Source organism: Mesosutterella porci, assembly GCF_022134585.1.
GTDB classification, from domain to species: Bacteria; Pseudomonadota; Gammaproteobacteria; order Burkholderiales; family Burkholderiaceae_F; genus Mesosutterella; species Mesosutterella porci.
On sequence record NZ_JAKNCT010000012.1, the window covers coordinates 52,716 to 71,316 of the forward strand.

The window sequence follows — 18,601 nt, forward strand, 5'->3', positions numbered from 1 at the left end:
GCGGCGCCTAGCGGCCGGGCGCTGAAAATTTGAAACTCCGTTTTACAATGTGGCCCAACATGTCTAACGCTTACTTTCTCATTCCCGGCGGCCTGCTGCCCCCGAAGGCGGCCTCGGAGGCGCTTGACGCCGAGGCACGGCAGAGCCTGGAGGAGCTCCTCGGGGACTGCCGGGCGTCGGCGCCGCAGCAGCTCGCCCAAGGGCTGCTGCTGCCCTTTGCCCGCTGCACCCATCACCTCTGGTTCTGGGCGGCGGTGACGCGCGCCCGCACCACGCCGGCCCACGCGGGCTACGAATGGCTCGCGGAGAACGGCCCCGCCCTTGCGGGCGAGGTCTGGTCCGTCACGCCCTGCAGGCTGCAGGACGGACGCACCGCGGGCCTCGGCGGCTCGCCCCTCACCCCTCAGGAGGTGGAGCAGTGCTCTCCCGCCCTGCGGGCCGTGCTTGAAAAATCAGGCTTTGTGCTTCAGCTCTGGGACGCCGAATGGTACGCAACGAGGAAGCAGGACTGGGAAGTCGTCGCCAGGCCCTGGCGCTGTCAGGAAGGCTTTGCGGCCGATGACGAGGAGGCCCTCGCGGGCGACCGCGGAGCAGCTCTCGCCCTGATGAAGGCCTGCGGAGAAGCCCTCGCCGGCACGCAGGTCTCGCAGCTCCGCCGGGAGGCCGGCCTGCCCGCCCCGGATTTCGCCTGGATCTCAGGCGGCGGGAGAGCGGTCCGCTTTTATCCGCCCACGAAAGTGCGCGCTGTCCTTTCCGACGAGCCGGTGCTGCTGAGCTGGGCGCGCGAAGCCGGAATCCTTAAGGAATACACGGCCACGGCCAGCGCTCTCGCCTGGCCCGCGGACGCGCCCCCGGGCGACGTCATCGCCGTGGTGAGCGATCTCTGGGAGCCGTGGCTTCAATCCGACTGGCAGGCCTGGCGCCGGGCGCTTCCCAAGGCGCTTGACAAGGTCCGGACGCTTCGCAGCCTCGCTCGGCTCAGAGGCAGCGAAACAGCAGTCTTCGTCGCCTGCGGCCGGGGTTGCGCGGTCACTCTCGCCCCGGAGCGGAAAACCCTGCACAGCAGGCTGCTCGGGCGCTTTTCCACCCGCCGCGGCCCCGGTCTGACCTGGATCGCGGACCCCGGGCTCTCGCCCGACGGAGCTGCCCCATGACAAAGACGCGCTTCATCACCCGGCCCTACGACCCCGCGGTTTCCACCCGCCTGGTCGCCGAGGGCTACTCCCGCCCTGTCGCCCAGGCCCTGGCCGGCCGCAACGTCATCAGCAGAAGCGACATGGACACGGCCTTCTCCGCGCTTGTCTCGCCCAAAAGCCTGCCGGGCGCCGGGCGCGCCGCCCAGCTCCTCGCCGATGCTCTGATGAGGGGCGACAGGGTGGCCGTCGTCGGAGATTACGACTGCGACGGCGCTACCGCCTGCACGGTGGCCCTGCGGGGGCTGACCATGATAGGCTTCAGCCCCAGCCGCCTCTGCTACTTCGTCCCGAGGCGCCTTGACATGGGCTACGGCCTGTCGCCCGTGGTGGTCGACACCCTCTGCGAGGAAAACGGCAAGCCCGACCTCATCGTCACGGTCGACAATGGCACGACCAGCTTTGAAGGCGTTGCGCGCTGCCGCGAGCTCGGCATCCGCGTGATCATCACCGACCACCATCTGACGGGCCGGGAGCTGCCGGAGGCGGACTGCTTCGTGAACCCCAGCGCCCCGGGCAGCCTTGGCTGCCCGCTCTTGAGAAACCTGGCGGGCGTGGGCGTGTTCTTCTACGTCCTGATCGCGCTTCGCAGCGAACTGCGCAGCAGAGGGCTCTTCAGCGGCCGCCCCGAACCCAACCTCGCCTCGCTGCTCGATCTGGTCGCCCTCGGAACCGTGGCCGACGTGGTTCCTCTCGACCGCAACAACAGGATTCTCGTTGCGCAGGGCATCCGCAGGCTCCGGGCGGGCCGGGGCAGCGCGGGCCTCGGCGCGCTTTTCTCCCTTGCCACGCAGAACCGACGGCCGCTGTCGACCCTGTCGGTGAAGGACCTGGGATTCGCGCTCGCGCCCCGGATCAACGCGGCCGGGCGCATCTCGAGCATGGACATCGGCATCGAATGCCTGCTCTCCGGCCCGGACTCCGCCATGGGGCATGCCCAGCGGCTCGAGGCCATCAACCAGCAGCGCAAGGACATCGAGCAGGGGATGCAGGCCGAGGCCCAGGAGCTGCTCGAGCATATGGATCTCGGTTCCAGAAAGTCTCTGGTGCTCTATCACAAAAACTGGCACCAGGGCCTTGTCGGGCTGATCTCCAGCCGCATCAAGGAACAGGTCAACCGCCCCGTGATCGCCTTCGCGGACGTGGGCGAAGGGCTGCTGCGCGGTTCAGGGCGCTCCGTGCCGGGCCTGCAGCTGCGAGACGCCCTTGAGAGCGTGAACTCGACCCGACCGGGAATGCTCCTCAAATTCGGCGGTCACGCGCTCGCGGCCGGGCTCACCATCCGGAAGAAGGCGCTCGAAGATTTTTCCGAGGCCTTCGAAGAAACCGTGAAGGCGGCGGCCGGCCAGGACACCTTCACGCAGGAAATCCTCGTCGACGGTGCGCTTTCGCCCGAGGAATTCACCTTCCGGCTGATCCACGAGATCGATTCGATCGTGTGGGGGCAGAACTTTGAGGCGCCGCTTTTCGCCAACACCTTCCATGTCGTCCATCAGCAGCTCCTGCGCGGCGGCGAACACCTCCGGGCCCTCGTGGAGACCGGGGGGCAGACCCTCGAGGCCGTGTTCTTCCGGCACGGGGAGCTTCTGCCGGGGACCGCGAGGCTCGCCTTCCGCCCTGATGTCAACGAGTGGCAGGGAAGGCGCACTCTGCAGCTGCTGATTGAAAACATGGAAGAGTGAAGCAGCTGCGGCCTTCTTCCGCCCATTGTCGGGCGGTCCGCTCCATTGCGCCTTCTCCGTTATAATTTAGGTTTTCTCTTTTTTCCCAGCTGGAGCCATACATGGAAGCCGAACAGCTCAATCAGATCGAGCATGGAATTGCCGATCTTGGAGACCGCCTGAAAGGTCTCAGGGGGTATCTTTGACATCGACCGGAAAACCCGGCGTCTCGAGGAACTGAACCGGGAAATCGAAAATCCCAACCTCTGGGACGATCCCAAGCACGCGGAAAAGATCACCCGCGAAAAAAAACTTCTCGAGGACACGGTCCTCACCTTCAACAAGCTTGAATCCGGCATCCGCGATTCCCGGGAGCTTTTTGAAATGTCGACCGCCGAAGAGGACTGGCCGGCGGTCGAAAGCATCGGTCAGGACGTGGACAGGATCCGCTCCCAGGTCGAAAAGCTCGAATTCAAGCGCATGTTCAACCAGCCGATGGACTCCGCCAACTGCTATCTGGAAATTCAGGCGGGAGCGGGCGGAACCGAGGCGCAGGACTGGTCTTCGATGCTGGAGCGTATGTACCTGAAATACACCGAGTCCAAGGGCTTCACCGTCAAGCTCAACAGCGAGACCGAAGGCGACGTGGCTGGCATCAAGAACTGCTCCATCTACGTGCAGGGCGACTGGGCGTACGGAACGCTTCGTACGGAGACCGGCATCCACCGCCTCGTGCGCAAAAGCCCCTTTGATTCCAATGCGAGGCGGCACACCTCCTTTGCTTCCGTGTATGTCTACCCTGAGGTGGACGACTCCATCGAGATCGAAATCAACCCGGCGGACCTGCGCATCGACGTCTACCGCTCCTCAGGAGCCGGCGGACAGCACATTCAGAAGACCGAGTCGGCCGTCCGCATCACGCACCTGCCGACCGGCATCGTGACTGAGTGCCAGGACGAGCGCTCGCAGCACCAGAACAAGGACCGGGCCATGCAGCAGCTGCGCGCCAAGCTCTACGAGTACGAGATGCAGAAGCGCCGCGCCGAGCAGCAGAAGCTCGAGGATGCGAAGGACGACATCGGCTGGGGCCACCAGATCCGCTCCTACGTGCTCGACCAGAGCCGGGTCAAGGACCTGAGGACCGGGGTTGAGAACACCAACACCACGGCCGTGCTCAACGGCGACCTTGACGGCTTCATCGAAGCGAGCCTCAAGCAGGGCGTATGACTTTTTCAAGGGCGCGCGCGAGCCGCGCGCCCGGACTGGAAAGCAAATGACAGAAAATAAACAGGGAAAAAACTCTCAGCCGGCGCCTGACGCCGCCGCTGAGGAAAATCACACCATCGCCGAACGACGCGCGAAGCTGCAGGCCCTCCGGGACGCGGGCGTCGCCTATCCCAACGATTTCCGCCGCAAGGACTATTTCGGCGACCTGCGTGAAAAGTACGGCTCCAGGACCCGCGAGGAATTTGAGGCCGGCGACAGAATCGAAGTTCAGGCCGCCGGGCGCATTATGCTCAAGCGCGTCATGGGCAAGGTCTCGTTCCTCACGGTCCACGACATGACCGGCGACATGCAGTTCTTCGTGACCCGCGACGCTCTCGGAGAGGAAGCCTACAAGAATTTCAAGACTTGGGACGCGGGCGACATCGTCGGAACGACGGGCTATCTCTTCAAGACCAAAACCGGGGAGCTCTCGATCCATGTTGAAACGCTGCGTCTGCTGACCAAGTCCATTCGGCCGCTACCCGACAAGCACAAGGGAATCACCGATCCTGAGCTGATCTACCGCCAGCGCTACGTCGACCTCATGACCAACGAAGTCTCCCGCCGGCGCTTCATTACTCGCTCCAAGATCATCGCGGCCATCCGCGATTTCATGGCGAAAAACCGCTTCATGGAAGTCGAGACGCCCATGCTGCACCCGATTCCGGGCGGCGCCAACGCAAAGCCCTTCATTACGCACCACAATGCGCTTGACATCGACCTGTACATGCGCATCGCCCCCGAGCTCTACCTGAAACGGCTTGTAGTGGGCGGCTTCGAGCGCGTCTACGACATGAACCGCTGCTTCCGCAATGAGGGAATGGACGTCCGCCACAATCCCGAGTTCACCACCATTGAGTGGTACGCGACCTACTGGGACTACCGGATCCAGATGGACTTTACCGAAGAGCTGCTGCGCTATGCCGCCATTCAGGCGACCGGCTCGGCCGTCGTCCAGTATCAGGGCACCACAGTGGATCTTTCCAAACCCTTTGACCGCCTGACTCCGAAGCAGGCGATCATGAAGTATTCGGATTACACCGAGGCGCAGCTCGACAACGAGAAATTCATGCGCGCCGAACTCGCGCGCCGCGGCAATCCGCAGCCTGACTTCGCCGGACGCGGGACTCTGCTGATGGCGATGTTTGATCTGGTGGCCGAAGAAAAGCTGATCCAGCCGACTTTCCTCATCGACTTCCCGACGGAGGTCTCGCCTCTCGCCCGCGCCTCCGACAAAGACCCCTCGATCTGCGAACGCTTCGAGCTTTATATCGTCGGCCGCGAACACGCCAACGGATTCTCCGAACTCAACGACCCGGACGACCAGGCCGCAAGGTTCAAGGCCCAGGCCGAAGCCAAGTCGAAGGGGGACGATGAGGCCATGTACTACGACGCGGACTACATTCGTGCGCTCGAATACGGGCTTGCACCCACTTCCGGCTGCGGCGTGGGCATCGACCGCCTGGTCATGCTGCTGACCGACGCCCCGAGCATCCGCGACGTGCTCCTGTTCCCGCAGATGCGCCCTGAAACGGGGCTTGGGATCGGCCGGTGAGGTTCGGGTCATGACCGATACCAAATGGCGGATCGGAAAGTCCTTCTGCAAGTACTCGAAGATCGCGCGCACGCCGCTTGACCCCTCGCGGACGCCTTTCCTGATCGGCGGAATCCGCTGCGGATCGGCCTCTCCCGAAGACGCGAAACTGATCGCAGAGCACGCCGAGGGCTTTTCCCTTGACGACGGCGCAGGCCTGGTGCTGCACGACGAGGACATGGATGAAAATGCGCGGACGGAGGCGCTTGCCGCGGCCGCCGTCCTTCTGAGGGACCAGGGCCGCATCAGGGCCTGGCGCGGGGAGCTGCTGGAAGTCCGCGCCTGCGAGGGCGGCCCGCGCCTTGCCGTCCTCGAGCGCAGCGCCTTCAGGCTTTTAGGGCTCACGACGCTTGCCGTCCATATGAACGGCGTCACCCCCGACGGACGCATATGGACCTCCCGGAGGGCGCAGGACAAGGCGATCAATCCCGGCCGCTGGGACAACCTCGCCGCAGGCATGGTCGCCGCTGGCGAGCAGCCGCTGCAGGCCATGCGGCGCGAAGCGCACGAGGAGGCCGGGCTCGAAGAGGGAAAAGACTTCCGGCTGACCCCCTCTTTCCGCTTCTTCAGCTCCAGGCCCACGGAAAACGGCTGGCTGCGGGAAGCCTCCTACTGCTATCTTGCGGAGCTTTCCCCGGAGGCGCTTCCCCATAACCTGGACGGAGAGGTCGATTCTAGCGAACTTCTCACGGCAGACGCCATGGCCGAGCTTATCGCCCGCGGCCTGGTCACCCAGGAGGCCGCGCTCACGGCCCTCTTCTGGCTGGCTGCGAAGACAGGGAAAAAGCTGCCGGAAGGCTTCTACAGGCCTCTTGCCTGAACGAAAGCCCGCGGAAAAGCCTGACCCAAAGACAAGCGCCTCCAGAGGGATCCCTTCTGGAGGCGCTTTCCTTTTAGCCTTCCGGCCGGCCGCTTCAGGCCAGAGCAGCCACCAGGGCCGCCTTGATGGTGTGAAGACGGTTGCCGGCCTGCTGGAACACAATGGAGGCAGGCGACTCGAACACTTCGTCCGTCACCTCAATCCCCCCGGCCAGATCCGGATGGGACTTGATGACCGCCTGCCCGACCTTCGTCTCCGCATTGTGGTATGCGGGCAGGCAGTGCATGAACTTCACCTGCGGGTTGCCCGAGGCCGCCATCAAAGCGGCGTTCACCTGGTAGGGCCTGAGGTCATGGATTCTCCTGTCCCAGGCCTCCGCAGGCTCTCCCATGGACACCCAGATGTCGGTGTGGATGAAATCGACGCCGCGGACGGCTTCCACAGGATCTTCCGTAAGAGTGATCCTTGCCCCCGACTCCTTCGCAAAGCCCCTGCACATTTCAATGATGTTTTCTTCCGGCCAGTAAGCCTTCGGAGCGCCGATGCGGACGTCCATCCCCATTTTCGCGCCGATCATCAGCAGGGAATTGCCGGTATTGAAGCGTGCGTCCCCCATGTAGGCAAAGCTGATCGCATGGAAGGGGCGGCCCGCAGAGGCCTCGCGCATCGTAAGAAGATCGCAGAGCATCTGCGTCGGGTGCCATTGGTCGGTCAGCCCGTTGAAGACCGGCACGCCGGCGTAGCGGGCGAGCTCTTCGACCGTGGACTGGGCGAAGCCCCGATACTCAATGGCATCGAAAATCTGCCCCAGGACGCGTGCGGAATCCTTGACGCTCTCCTTGTGCCCGAACTGGGAGGAAGACGGGTCAAAGAACGTTGTGTGAGCCCCCTGGTCGGCGGCGGCCACCTCAAAGGCGCTGCGAGTGCGCGTGGAGGTCTTCTCAAAAATAAGCGCAATGTTGCGGCCGCGCAGCCTCTGCGTCTCGGTCCCCGCCCTCTTGGCTTTCTTCAGATCTTCGGCAAGATCCACAAGGAAGCGGATCTCTTCAGGCGTATGGTGGCAGAGGCTGAGCAGACTGCGGTTCCTGAGATTAAACGGCATGGAATTGTCCTTTTGATTTCGATGCGGGCCGCGGAACTGAGCGCGATGCGCGAACCCTTCGCTTAATGTGTCGAGTTTAAAGATTTTTCAACCCGCCCTGCAAATAGAAAACCGCGCCTGCGCGCGGTTTTCTTTCCGAAGGAAAAGCAGCGGGTCAAGGGCGAGGGGCCTCAGCCCCGTTTTTCCCTCAGTCCCGCTCTTCCAGCCAGGCCTGCAGGATGGCCTCCAGAATGCTCTCGCTGCTTTTTTCCGGGTCGTCCCTGAAGTCCGGCAGCTTCATGACCATGTCGTGGAGTTCGGTAAAGCGCAGCGTTGTGGGATCCAGCTCGGGATTGCGATCGCAAAGCTCTTCGGCCACGGCCTGCGCGTCCTTCCAAGTCAACGCCATGTCTCAGTCCTCCTCCGACACCTGGTTGCGGCTGTATTTCGGGATTTCGATGGTCAGATCCTCGGTGCCGACCTTGACCTGGCAGGAAAGCCGGGAGTTGGGCCCCGCCCCCCAGGCGCGGTCCAAGCAGTCGTACTCCTTGTCTGAAGGCTCCTCCAGAGACTGGAACCCCTTGGACACGATGACATGGCAGGTGGCGCATGCGCAGCTCATCTCGCAGGCGTGCTCGATCTTCACCCCGTGGTCCAGCAGTCCGCGGATCAGCGTCTCCCCTTCCTTCATCTCAAACTGCACGCCCTGAGGGCAGGCCTTGGGATGGGGAAGAACTGTGATTTTCGGCATGATTTCTTTCTCCTATAGTTCGTTGACGCTGTGGCCGGCCAAAGCCTTGCGAATGCTCCGGTCCATGCGCAGCTCGGCAAAATGCTCCGTGGCGCGGGCGAGCGCATCCATGGCGGCCTTGATGGCCTGCGTGTCGGAGCCGTCGGACAGGCGGAGGGTTTCGGCTGCAAGCTTCCTGATCTCCTCCTGCTCCTGCGCGCCGAGCAGATCCGAATCTTCCTTGAGCGCGCTCGCCGTCGACTCGACAATCCGCTTCGCCTCGACCTGGGCTTCGCGCAGGTCTCGGGCAGCCTTGTCCTGGGCGGCCGACTGATTGCCGTCGCGCAGCATCCTGACAATCTCCTCATCCGACAGTCCGTAGGAAGGCTTGACCGTCACGGAACTTTCAACGCCGGTGGTCATTTCGCGGGCCGACACGGAAAGAAGGCCGTCGGCATCCACCTGAAAGGTCACGCGTATCCTCGCGGCCCCGGCCAGCATCGGCGGGATTCCCCGGAGCTCAAAGCGCGCAAGGGAGCGGCAGTTCTCGACCAGCTCCCGCTCACCCTGCACGACGTGAATCATCATGGCCGTCTGGCCGTCGCGGAATGTGGTGAAATCCTGAGCCCTTGCAACCGGAATGGGAGTGTTGCGCGGAATCACCTTCTCGGCCAGGCCGCCCATCGTTTCAAGCCCGAGAGAGAGGGGCGTCACGTCAAGAAGCAGAAAGTCCTTGTCCACGTCGTTGCCAGCGAGCTTGTTCGCCTGAATGGCCGCTCCGATGGCCACGACCTTGTCGGGGTCAATGCCTGTGAGGGGGCTGCGGCCGAGCTCTTCGCTGATGCAGCGCCGGATCATCGGCATGCGGGTGGCCCCTCCGACCAGCACGATGCCCTGGATTTCAGAGGCGAAAAGGTGCGCGTCAGCCAGCGTCGCGCGGACCGCCGCAATAGTTCTCTCGGCGAGATCCCGGGTCATGTCTTCAAGATCGTCGCGGGTCAGGCGGCAGTTAAGCCTGCGGCCGTCCTCCAGCTCCACGTTAAAGCGAGCCTCCCGCTCGCTGCTGAGCGCCTCCTTGACCGCACGGCTTTCGGCCAGAAGCTGCCGCTTGTCGGCGGCCGTGAGAGACCCGGGTGCCACAGCACACGCGCGCAGGGCCCAGTCGAAAACCCTGTGGTCGAAATCATCGCCCCCCAGGGCCGAGTCGCCGCCCGTTGCAAGCACCTGGAAAACGCCCCGGTCGAGCTTCAGGATCGAAACATCAAAGGTGCCTCCGCCCAGGTCGTAGACCATGTAGACCCCTTCGTTTTTCTCCTCGTCCAGCCCGTAGGCGAGCGCCGCCGCCGTGGGCTCGTTGAGAAGCCGCAGGACGTTGAGGCCGGCGAGCCTTCCCGCATCTTTCGTGGCCTGGCGCTGAGCGTCGTCGAAATACGCCGGGCAGGTGATCACAGCACCGACCAGTTCGCCGCCCAGTTCTTTTTCCGCCCGCTGCTTCAGCACCTTCAGAACCTCCGAGGAGACTTCCTCCGGCGTCTTCACCCCAGCCGCGGTGGAGATCTTCACAATGCCGGGCTCATCGAGCAGTTTGAACGGGAGCGACCCCCGGTTGGAAATTTCTGAGAGCGTGTGGCCGATCAGCCGCTTTGCGCTTGAAATCGTATTGGCGGGATCCTGCGCTGCGCTCTCGAGGGCTTTTTCACCCACCTCAACGCTGCCGTCCGGAAAATAGCGGACGACCGAGGGCAGCAGAGCCTTCCCCTGTTCGTCGACAAGCACCCGGGGCTTGCCGTCCTCGACTGTCGCAACCAGAGAGTTGGTCGTGCCCAGATCGATGCCAACGGCGAGGTGGACGCTGTGCGGGGTCTCAGACATCCCCGGCTCTGCAATCTGCAACAAAGGCATGCTGCGTTATCCTTTTATATTTTGTTAGAACAGGCGGCCGGGCTGCTGAGCTCGCGTGCCATCTTGTCAACGAACATCAGACGCCGGACCAGCTCGGCCGCTTTCTTCGGATCTTTCTGGTCGTCAAGCGCCGAGGCTATCTCGCCTGTGAGCCGCTCATCCTCAGCGGCGACAGCGGCAACAAGGCTTTGCATGGCCTTCGCGTCGTTTTTTTCCTTCGCGGCCTCGAAACGCTCCCGCCAGTCCATCTGCTGCATCAGAAAATCGACAGGCATCCGGGTGCTGTTTTCCGCGTCGACAGGAACCCCCATGCGGCCACAGAGATACACCGCCCGGCTGAGCGGGTTCGACAGCACGGAGTGAGCCTCGTTGGCCCGGACGGACCACTGCTCGGCGACCCTCTTCATCGCAGGGGACGCCCCGGCGAAGCGATCCGGATGGACTTCCAGTTCGATGCGGCGGAAAGCCTCTTCAAGCGCTTTGCCGTCTATCCTGAAACGGGCCGGAAGGCCGAAAAGCTCGAAGTAATCCTCCGTCAAAGCCATGGCTCGCCTCAAACGCTGAAGGATTTGCCGCAGCCGCAGTGTTCCTTCTCATTGGGGTTCTGGAATTTGAACCCCTCCTGCAGGCCTTCGCGGCGGTAATCAAGCTGCGTGCCGTCGATGTACACAAGACTCTTCGGATCCACCAGAACACGGATGCCGAAAGAGTCGAACTCCTGGTCATCGTCTTCCTTCTTGTCCGCAAACTCGAGCTTGTAGGACATGCCGGAGCAGCCCGATGTCTTAACGCCGACGCGAAGCCCGATGCCCCGGCCCCGCTTGGCGAGATACTGTGCGACATGCTTGGCTGCCGCTTCGGTAAGAGTCACTGCCATTTTCTGTTTCCTGTGTTTTCTGCTTTAGGCCTTGGCGTTTTTCGAAGACTGCTTGCTGCGGTAATCGGCGATGGCGGCCTTCACCGCGTCCTCGGCCAGAATCGAGCAGTGGATTTTCACCGGCGGCAACGCGAGCTCCTCAGCGATCTGGGAGTTTTTAAGCGCCTCGGCCTCCGAGAGCGTCTTGCCCTTCACCCACTCGGTCACCAGAGAGCTTGACGCGATGGCTGAGCCGCAGCCGTAGGTCTTGAATTTGGCGTCTTCGATGACGCCGGTCTTGTCGTTGACCTGAATCTGCAGGCGCATCACATCGCCGCAGGCGGGCGCTCCCACCATGCCGGTTCCCACGTCCTTGCGCTCAGCGTCCAGCGTCCCGACGTTCCTCGGGTGTTCATAATGATCAAGAAGCTTCTTGCTATAGGGCACTTTGGTGTCCTCCTTCAAAAAATAAAGTTCCTGCCGCGGCCATCAGGAGAGCCGTCCGCCCGCGGCAAACCGGCCGTATCGCGCCGAAGAGAGCCCGATGGGGCTCACATCTTGCTCCACTGGACCTTGGCGGTGTCCACGCCCTTCAGGTGCATTTCCCAAAGCGGCGAGAGATCGCGCAGCTTCTTCACGGCCTCCGTGAGTTCCTTAATGGCGAAATCGATTTCCTCTTCGGTGGTGTAGCGCCCGAGCGTGAACCTGATGGAGCTGTGGGCGAGCTCGTCGGGGCGCCCGAGGGCCTTGAGCACATAGGAAGGCTCAAGGGAGGCCGAAGTGCAGGCCGAGCCGGAGGAAACGGCGAGGTTCTTGCAGGCCATCATCAGGGACTCGCCCTCGATGTACTCGAAGGACACATTCAGATTGAACCCCACGCGGTGCTCCATGGTTCCGTTGAGCACAACGCACGGAATGTTCTTCTGAATGCCGGCCCAGAGGCGGTCGCGCAGCTTTTCAATCCTTGCGTTCTCCTCGTCCATTTCCTCGCCCATGATCTGGTAGGCCTCGCCCATGCCGACGATCTGCTGGGTGGCCAGGGTGCCGGAGCGCATGCCGCGCTCATGGCCGCCGCCGTGCATCTGACACTCGATGCGGACGCGGGGCTTGCGGCGGACGTAAAGTGCGCCGATGCCCTTCGGACCGTAGACCTTGTGACCGCTCATGCTCAGCAGGTCAATGGGCTGCTCGGCCATGTTGAAATGAATTTTCCCGATGGCCTGCGTCGCGTCGACGTGGAAAAGGACGCCGTGCCGGCGGCAGATTTCGCCGATTTCAAAGATGGGCTGGATGGTGCCGATCTCGTTGTTGACCGCCATGATGGACACAAGCGTCGTGTCGGGACGGATGGCCGCTTCGAGCTCCTTCACGTCCACGAGCCCGCCTTCGTCGACATCGAGGTAGGTCACCTCGTAGCCCTCGGACTCCAGCTGGCGCATCGAATCAAGGACAGCCTTGTGCTCGGTCTTCTGGGTGATCAGGTGGCGGCCCTTGTCCTTGTGGAAATGAGCCACGCCCTTGATGGCGAGATTGTCAGCCTCGGTCGCGCCGGAGGTCCACACAATTTCGCGCGGATCAGCCCCGATCAGATCGGCAACCTGCTTGCGGGCGGCCTCAACCGCTTTTTCAGCCTCCCAGCCATACGCATGGCTGCGGCTTGCCGGATTCCCGAACTTCTCGGTGAAATACGGCAGCATTTTCTTCAGAACCCGGGGATCTACCGGCGTTGTGGCGGAATAATCCAGATAAACAGGTAGTTTGAGCATTTAAAGCTTTCTCCTCAATCAATTTTTCGATTCAAGCGTTTTTTTAAGCGGGAATCGTCCCAACGGCCTCGGCGCATAGCCTCCGGATCCACTTTGACTAAAGTAATGCCTTCGGCTGCATTTTTTCTGCGCTCCTCGCACTGCGCCACCAGGCGCGACAGCGTGGCATTCCTCAGAACAGTCTCCAGCGTCTGGTTAAGGGAAGCCCACAGTTCGTGGGTCAGGCATTCGATGCCGCTGTGATGGCAGTCGCTGGTCCCGCCACACTGCGTGGCGTCCAGATTGTCCTCCACGACATCGACGATGTCTCCGGCCGAAATCTCATCGGGCGACCTGGCCAGAAGGTATCCCCCGCCGGGGCCGCGGATGCTCACCACCAGGCCGGCACGGCGCAGTTTGCCAAAGAGCTGCTCCAGATAGGCGACGGAAATGGACTCCCTTTCCGCAATCTCGTTGAGGGAGACGGGCTTTTTTCCACCGTACATGGCCATATCCACGAGAGCTGTGACGGCAAAGCGCCCTTTCGTAGTCAGCCTCATTTTTCGAGCAGCTCCTCTGTTATTCCCTTTGACAAATGCGCATGATACACCAATACCCGACAATTTAACTCAAGAATTGACCGGGCGTTCGCCCGGCCGGACATGAAGGGGAAAATCAACTGGCCGGCAGCCTCCCAACCGAATGCAGCCTTCCTGCGCCGCCGGGGCCCTTCCTGCCAGCCTCTCCTGCGTGCATCGCCGCGCCGGCGCGATCGGGTAGAGAGTGACCTCACGGTCACTCCCTCCCACACCGCATTGCCCCAGTGAGGGCTACGGACATGCCGTTCGGCATCCGGCGGTTTTCAAACGTAAGAGGCGGGCTTACTGCATACGGCCTCTGCTGACTTCCTTGTCGATATTCCTTGGCCTCTCGACCGCGGTAGCCCTGCGGCATCGTCAAGGATCTCCCCAGGTCTCACACGTGCGCTTTGCGTCCTGCCTGCTGGATCTACGCCGGCTCCTTCCGTATCGATATGGGGTTAACAGAATGTGGCCTGCCCTCCCGGAGTCGTCGCCTCATATCCAGTTCCTGTTCGTCAGGCTGACGTTTTGCTATCGGCTTCCTTCATCAGTTTGTTACCTCCCTGACTCTGCCGAGTCGCTAGCCCTTCCCTCGATCGGGCGGACGGTGGACTTTCACCACTGGCCACACGTGCGCTGCTGGGCGCACCACCAAAAAAAGAGGACAGCCCCCTGATCGGGCTGTCCTCCGGGAGCGCTGTGGCCGCAGTACTCTGCGGGCCTTACGAGGCTCCGCTGTCCTTTATCAGTGAAGGGGCGTACATGGACACCCGTCTCTTGACGATCTCAAGCAGCCCCTGGCAGGCATCCTCGCAGTAATCCAGCACCAAGCTGAATCCATTGGCGCCGCCGTAATACGGATCCGGAATGACTGCGGCATCATATTCGCTGGCGTAGCGCATCAGCAGATGCAGCTTGTGCCGGTATATCGGGGGGCACTGCCGCTGCAGTTCCGTCAGATTCTCCCAATCCATGGCGAGAATGAAATCACAGGTGCGGTAATCATCCATCGTAATCTGCCGCGCCCTATGCCCGGACAGATCATAGCCGCGCTTTCGGCTGGCAAGCTGCGAGCGGACGTCAGGCGCCTCGCCCACGTGGTAGGCATGCGTGCCGGCGGAATCGACGCTCACCTCAGAACTGATCCCCGCCTCCTCCACCATTTTGCGAAATACAGCCTCTGCCGTTGGGGAGCGGCAGATATTGCCCATGCAGACGAATAAGACCTTAATCATATTTGGGTAAATAAACGCAAAAAATGATCCGTTTAGACAAAAAACGATATGGTAGCTTCAATCCTAACTCTTTTGTCGTTTCAAGCACAGGCAATCATTGATACGGTTTGTTGCAGCGCAAGGCGCCGCCCCCTTGCTCAGCACTGGTCCGGCACTGACGCTCCGAAGAGCCTTTGACGAAGCTGCTCGAGCTGGTCGCGCACCCGGGCCGCTTTTTCAAACTCCAGATCACGCGCATAGTCGTTCATCTGCTTTTCCAGGCGGCGTATCTGCTGGGAGGCGGCCTCCTCGCTGAGCGGCGCCCCGGCCGGCTCCGCCGCGGCCGCTTCGTTCTGAACCGCATCCGGCCGATAGACGCCGTCGATGATGTCCCTCACTTCCTTCACAATGCCGCGTGGAGTGATGTGGTGGTCGCTGTTGAACTGAAGCTGCTTCGCACGGCGGCGGTTTGTTTCCGTAATGGCTGCCTTCATGGAGTCCGTCATCTGGTCGGCGTAGAGGATCGCCTTGCCATGAAGGTTGCGGGCTGCCCTGCCGATAGTCTGGATCAGGCTTCGCTCGCTTCTGAGGAACCCCTCCTTGTCGGCATCGAGGATCGCCACCAGCGAAACCTCCGGGATATCCAGTCCTTCCCTGAGCAGGTTGATGCCCACAAGCACGTCAAAAACCCCGGCCCTCAGATCGCGGATGATCTCAACCCTCTCAACCGTGTCGATGTCCGAATGTAGGTAACGGACCTTGACCTTGTTCTCGGCCAGAAAATCCGTCAGGTCTTCCGCCATTTTTTTCGTCAGGGTAGTGATCAGCACCCTTTCTCCGCGGCGCGTCCGTGCGTAGATCTCAACGAGGACATCGTCGACCTGGGTCTGCGCAGGCCGCACTTCCACTTCAGGATCCAGCAGTCCCGTCGGACGCACCACCTGCTCGACCACCTGGGCCGAATGCTCAAGCTCCCAGGCGGCAGGCGTAGCCGAAACGAATACCGACCTACGCATCTTCCGCTCAAACTCCTCAAATTTGAGAGGTCTGTTGTCCATGGCCGAAGGCAGGCGGAATCCGTACTGTACCAAGGTCTCCTTTCTTGAATGGTCCCCGCGGTACATGCCCCCGAGCTGCCCCATGGTGACGTGGCTCTCATCGAAAAACATGATGGCGTCGGCGGGGAGGTAATCAATCAGGCAGGCAGGAGGCTCCCCCGGCTTCAGGCCGGAAAGATGGCGGGAATAATTTTCAATGCCCTTGCAGAACCCCACTTCCTGGAGCATTTCCAGGTCAAACATCGTCCTTTGCTCCAGCCGCTGCGCCTCAACCTCCTTGCCCTCGCGGTGAAAATACGCGAGCCTTTCCTTCAGCTCCTGCTTGATCGTGTCAATCGCCCGAAGCAGGTCTTCTCTCGGCGTGACGTAGTTGGAAGCGGGATAAACAACAAAGCGCGGGACCTTCTGACGGATCTCCCCTGTCAAAGGATCAAAGAGCAGCACCGCGTCGACTTCATCGTCAAACAGCTCAATGCGGACCGCCAATTCCGCATGCTCGGCCGGAAAAACATCGATGGTGTCGCCCCGGACTCGGAAAGTGCCGCGCTTGAACTCAAGATCGCTGCGCTTGTACTGCATCACGACCAGCTGGCGGATGAAATCGCTGCGGCTCTTCGTATCCCCCTGCCTGAGGATAAGCCGCATCTCGGTGTAGCTTTCCGGTTTCCCAATGCCGTAGATGGCGGATACCGTCGCCACGATGATCGTGTCGCGCCTTTCCAGAATGGACTTCGTGGCCGCCAGCCTCATCTGCTCAATATGGTCATTGATCGCGGAATCTTTTTCTATGAACAGATCCCGGGAGGGCACATAAGCCTCGGGCTGGTAGTAGTCGTAGTACGACACAAAGTATTCGACCGCGTTGCGCGGGAAGAAATCCCTGAATTCGGAGTAAAGCTGCGCAGCTAGAGTCTTGTTGGGCGCCATGACCAGAGTCGGGACTCCGATTCTTGCGATCACATTGGCCATCGTGAAGGTTTTGCCGGATCCGGTCACGCCAAGCAGCGTCTGCCCCATCAGTCCGTTTTCAAGGCCCTCTGTCAGTTTTTCAATAGCCTCAGGCTGATCTCCGCTCGGGTCGTAAGGAGCGTGCAGCTCAAATGGCGAGCCTTCGAAAGTGAGAATTTTGTCCACAGGAATAAGCCTAAAAGGATGGAGAGGACCTCAAATTTCAAAGAGATCCCTCTCCGCAGCCTCATGATCTGGGCCAACATTGTTTTCTTTTGGAGACATAATAGTGGATATTCTGTTTTCTCTGCCCCCTGCTCCTGGCCGGGGCTGCCGGGAAAACAAATATATACAAAAACAACTCCTCTCTAACTGGAATAGAAATGACAGACAAGCTTTTTGAAAAGATCCCTGCCGCTCCTGAAGACCCAATTCTTGGAGTCGGCCAGCAGTTCAAGGCCGACCCCCGCGCAGAGAAAGTGAACCTGAGCGTCGGCGTTTACCAGACAGAAGAAGGGAAAATTCCCGTTCTGAATGTCGTGCGCGAGGCTGAAACCCGCCTCTACAAGGCAAACAAGCCCCATGGCTACGGCCCGATTTCCGGCAACCCGGACGTCGATCACTATATTCAGGAGCTGCTGTTCGGCAAGGACTCCGAAGTCATCGCAAGCAAGCGGGCCTGCACTGTCCAGTCCCTCGGCGGCACCGGCGCCATCAAGCTTGCCGCAGACCTCCTTCATGTCGTACTGGGCAAGAACAAAGCCGCCACTTCAGCTCCGACCTGGGGCAACCACAACACGATCTTCAAGCAGGCGGGTTACGAGGTCAGTCATTACCGCTACTACAACAAGGAAGCCGGCACGATCGATTTCGACCATCTCATCGGGGACATCAGGGCTCTGGAGGCTGGAACCGTCGTCGTGCTCCACGCCTGCTGCCACAACCCGACGGGACTCGATTTCTCGGAAGAGCAGTGGAAGACGCTGCTTGACGTGATCGTCGAACGGGGACTCACGCCGCTGCTGGACATCGCCTATCAGGGCTTTGACAAGGGCCTGGACGAGGATGCCTCTTCCATCCGCCTCTTCGCTAAAGCCGGCATCAGCTTCCTGGTCTCTTCCTCCTTCTCCAAGTCTTTCAGTCTGTACGGCGAAAGAATCGGAGGCCTGACCGTCGTCACCCAGAATGCAGACGAGGCCGCGCGGGTTCTTTCTCAGGTCAAGCAGATGGCCAGAGCCAATTATTCCAATCCCCCGCTTTACGGCGCCGCCCTTGTTGCCACTGTTCTAGGAGATCCCAAGCTGCGTGCGGAATGGGAGCAGGAGCTTGCCGCCATGCGCAACCGCATCCGCGAAATGAGGGAGCTGCTTGCCGAGGCGATGAAAAAAGCCGGTTCTCCCCGCGACTTCAGCTTTGTCACCAAACAGGATGGCATGTTCTCCTTCACAGGCTTTACTCCTGAACAGATCGAGAGGCTGAAGAAGGATTACGGCATCTACGCGGTTGCTAACGGCAGAATCTGCATCGCAGGGCTCAATCACAAGAATATTGAGTACGTGGCCAAAGCCTTTACCGCCGTCCAGAAGTGACGCATCCCGGCAAAGGAAGGAATTTATCCTTCCTTTGTCCCGCATATGTGTTATGCAGTAAAAAAATCTTGACAGAGTTCGATTAACTGTGTAAAGTTTCTTCTCGTCATTCCCCGATAGCTCAGTCGGTAGAGCAACGGACTGTTAATCCGTGGGTCGTTGGTTCGAGCCCAACTCGGGGAGCCAGATTTCGAAAGCCGGAGCACTGGGTGTTCCGGCTTTCTTTTTTACCCTTTTTGAAGTGGTATTGGTTTTTTGGACACAAAGGAGCCCAAAACCATGTCCATCCCACTCTCCATTAGAGAACAAGCCTGCGAGGGGCTTTTACACGGTCGCCCCAAGAAAACTCTGGCCAGAGAGCTT

General features: G+C 61.0%; 17 protein-coding genes and 1 tRNA gene. 7 read left to right on the forward strand and 11 right to left on the reverse strand.

The features are described from left to right. Positions 1-59 precede the first annotated feature (59 nt). The 5 genes from MAF45_RS09755 (at position 60) to MAF45_RS09775 (ending at position 6,534) form a co-directional block, all read left to right on the forward strand. A complete protein-coding gene (locus MAF45_RS09755) occupies positions 60-1,154 on the forward strand; it encodes a hypothetical protein (protein WP_237980188.1) in 1,095 nt (364 codons plus the stop codon). After that, complete coding sequence (gene recJ, locus MAF45_RS09760) at positions 1,151-2,875, forward strand: single-stranded-DNA-specific exonuclease RecJ (protein WP_237980190.1); 1,725 nt, start codon at positions 1,151-1,153, stop codon at positions 2,873-2,875. Before MAF45_RS09755 ends, recJ begins: the two co-directional genes overlap by 4 nt. 101 nt (positions 2,876-2,976) lie before the next feature. After that, positions 2,977-4,081 (forward strand): peptide chain release factor 2 gene (gene prfB, locus MAF45_RS09765; protein ID WP_237980192.1). Its coding sequence is split into 2 segments (ribosomal slippage): positions 2,977-3,057 and positions 3,059-4,081, totalling 1,104 coding nucleotides; the frame shifts between segments, so codons are not numbered across the junction. A gap of 46 nt (positions 4,082-4,127) precedes the next feature. Next, complete coding sequence (lysS, locus tag MAF45_RS09770; protein WP_237980194.1) at positions 4,128-5,675, forward strand: lysine--tRNA ligase; 1,548 nt, start codon at positions 4,128-4,130, stop codon at positions 5,673-5,675. Positions 5,676-5,685: 10 nt separating this feature from the next. Continuing rightward, positions 5,686-6,534 carry an NUDIX hydrolase gene (locus MAF45_RS09775; protein ID WP_237980196.1) on the forward strand — a complete coding sequence of 283 codons (849 nt, stop codon included), beginning with the start codon at positions 5,686-5,688 and terminating at the stop codon, positions 6,532-6,534. A gap of 94 nt (positions 6,535-6,628) precedes the next feature. On the opposite strand, the gene MAF45_RS09780 is transcribed toward MAF45_RS09775, so the two are convergent. From MAF45_RS09780 to uvrB, 11 genes are all read right to left on the reverse strand, one after another. Further along, positions 6,629-7,636 carry an ornithine carbamoyltransferase gene (locus tag MAF45_RS09780; protein WP_237980198.1) on the reverse strand — a complete coding sequence of 336 codons (1,008 nt, stop codon included), beginning with the start codon at positions 7,634-7,636 and terminating at the stop codon, positions 6,629-6,631. Between the two features lie 187 nt (positions 7,637-7,823). Beyond that, complete coding sequence (iscX, locus tag MAF45_RS09785; protein ID WP_237980199.1) at positions 7,824-8,024, reverse strand: Fe-S cluster assembly protein IscX; 201 nt, start codon at positions 8,022-8,024, stop codon at positions 7,824-7,826. A 3-nt stretch (positions 8,025-8,027) separates the two neighbouring features. Next, positions 8,028-8,366 (reverse strand): ISC system 2Fe-2S type ferredoxin, encoded by a 339-nt coding sequence (fdx, locus tag MAF45_RS09790; protein ID WP_237980201.1) that lies wholly within the window; start codon positions 8,364-8,366, stop codon positions 8,028-8,030. Positions 8,367-8,378: 12 nt separating this feature from the next. After that, positions 8,379-10,247, reverse strand: coding sequence for a Fe-S protein assembly chaperone HscA (gene hscA / locus MAF45_RS09795; RefSeq protein WP_237980203.1), 1,869 nt, complete (start codon positions 10,245-10,247; stop codon positions 8,379-8,381). 14 nt (positions 10,248-10,261) lie between these two features. Next, the gene (hscB, locus tag MAF45_RS09800) at positions 10,262-10,792 is read right to left on the reverse strand and encodes a Fe-S protein assembly co-chaperone HscB (RefSeq protein ID WP_237980205.1); all 531 of its coding nucleotides are present in this window, start codon (positions 10,790-10,792) and stop codon (positions 10,262-10,264) included. An 8-nt stretch (positions 10,793-10,800) separates the two neighbouring features. Continuing rightward, entirely contained in the window at positions 10,801-11,124 is a 324-nt protein-coding gene (gene iscA / locus MAF45_RS09805) for an iron-sulfur cluster assembly protein IscA (RefSeq protein ID WP_237980208.1), read from the reverse strand. A gap of 24 nt (positions 11,125-11,148) precedes the next feature. Next, the gene (iscU, locus tag MAF45_RS09810; protein WP_237980210.1) at positions 11,149-11,550 is read right to left on the reverse strand and encodes a Fe-S cluster assembly scaffold IscU; all 402 of its coding nucleotides are present in this window, start codon (positions 11,548-11,550) and stop codon (positions 11,149-11,151) included. 104 nt (positions 11,551-11,654) lie between these two features. Then, complete coding sequence (locus tag MAF45_RS09815) at positions 11,655-12,869, reverse strand: IscS subfamily cysteine desulfurase (protein ID WP_237980212.1); 1,215 nt, start codon at positions 12,867-12,869, stop codon at positions 11,655-11,657. A gap of 14 nt (positions 12,870-12,883) precedes the next feature. Next, positions 12,884-13,408, reverse strand: a complete 525-nt coding sequence (locus MAF45_RS09820; protein WP_237980213.1) for an Rrf2 family transcriptional regulator — start codon at positions 13,406-13,408, stop codon at positions 12,884-12,886. Between the two features lie 743 nt (positions 13,409-14,151). After that, entirely contained in the window at positions 14,152-14,664 is a 513-nt protein-coding gene (locus MAF45_RS09825) for a low molecular weight protein-tyrosine-phosphatase (protein ID WP_237980215.1), read from the reverse strand. Between the two features lie 137 nt (positions 14,665-14,801). Further along, a complete protein-coding gene (gene uvrB / locus MAF45_RS09830; protein WP_237980217.1) occupies positions 14,802-16,835 on the reverse strand; it encodes an excinuclease ABC subunit UvrB in 2,034 nt (677 codons plus the stop codon). 197 nt (positions 16,836-17,032) lie between these two features. Between uvrB and MAF45_RS09835 the strand changes: the two genes are divergently transcribed. Further along, on the forward strand, positions 17,033-18,238 hold the full coding sequence (locus tag MAF45_RS09835) for an amino acid aminotransferase (protein WP_237980219.1): 1,206 nt from the start codon (positions 17,033-17,035) through the stop codon (positions 18,236-18,238). A 110-nt stretch (positions 18,239-18,348) separates the two neighbouring features. After that, positions 18,349-18,424 (forward strand) — tRNA-Asn (locus tag MAF45_RS09840). Positions 18,425-18,601: the final 177 nt, after the last annotated feature.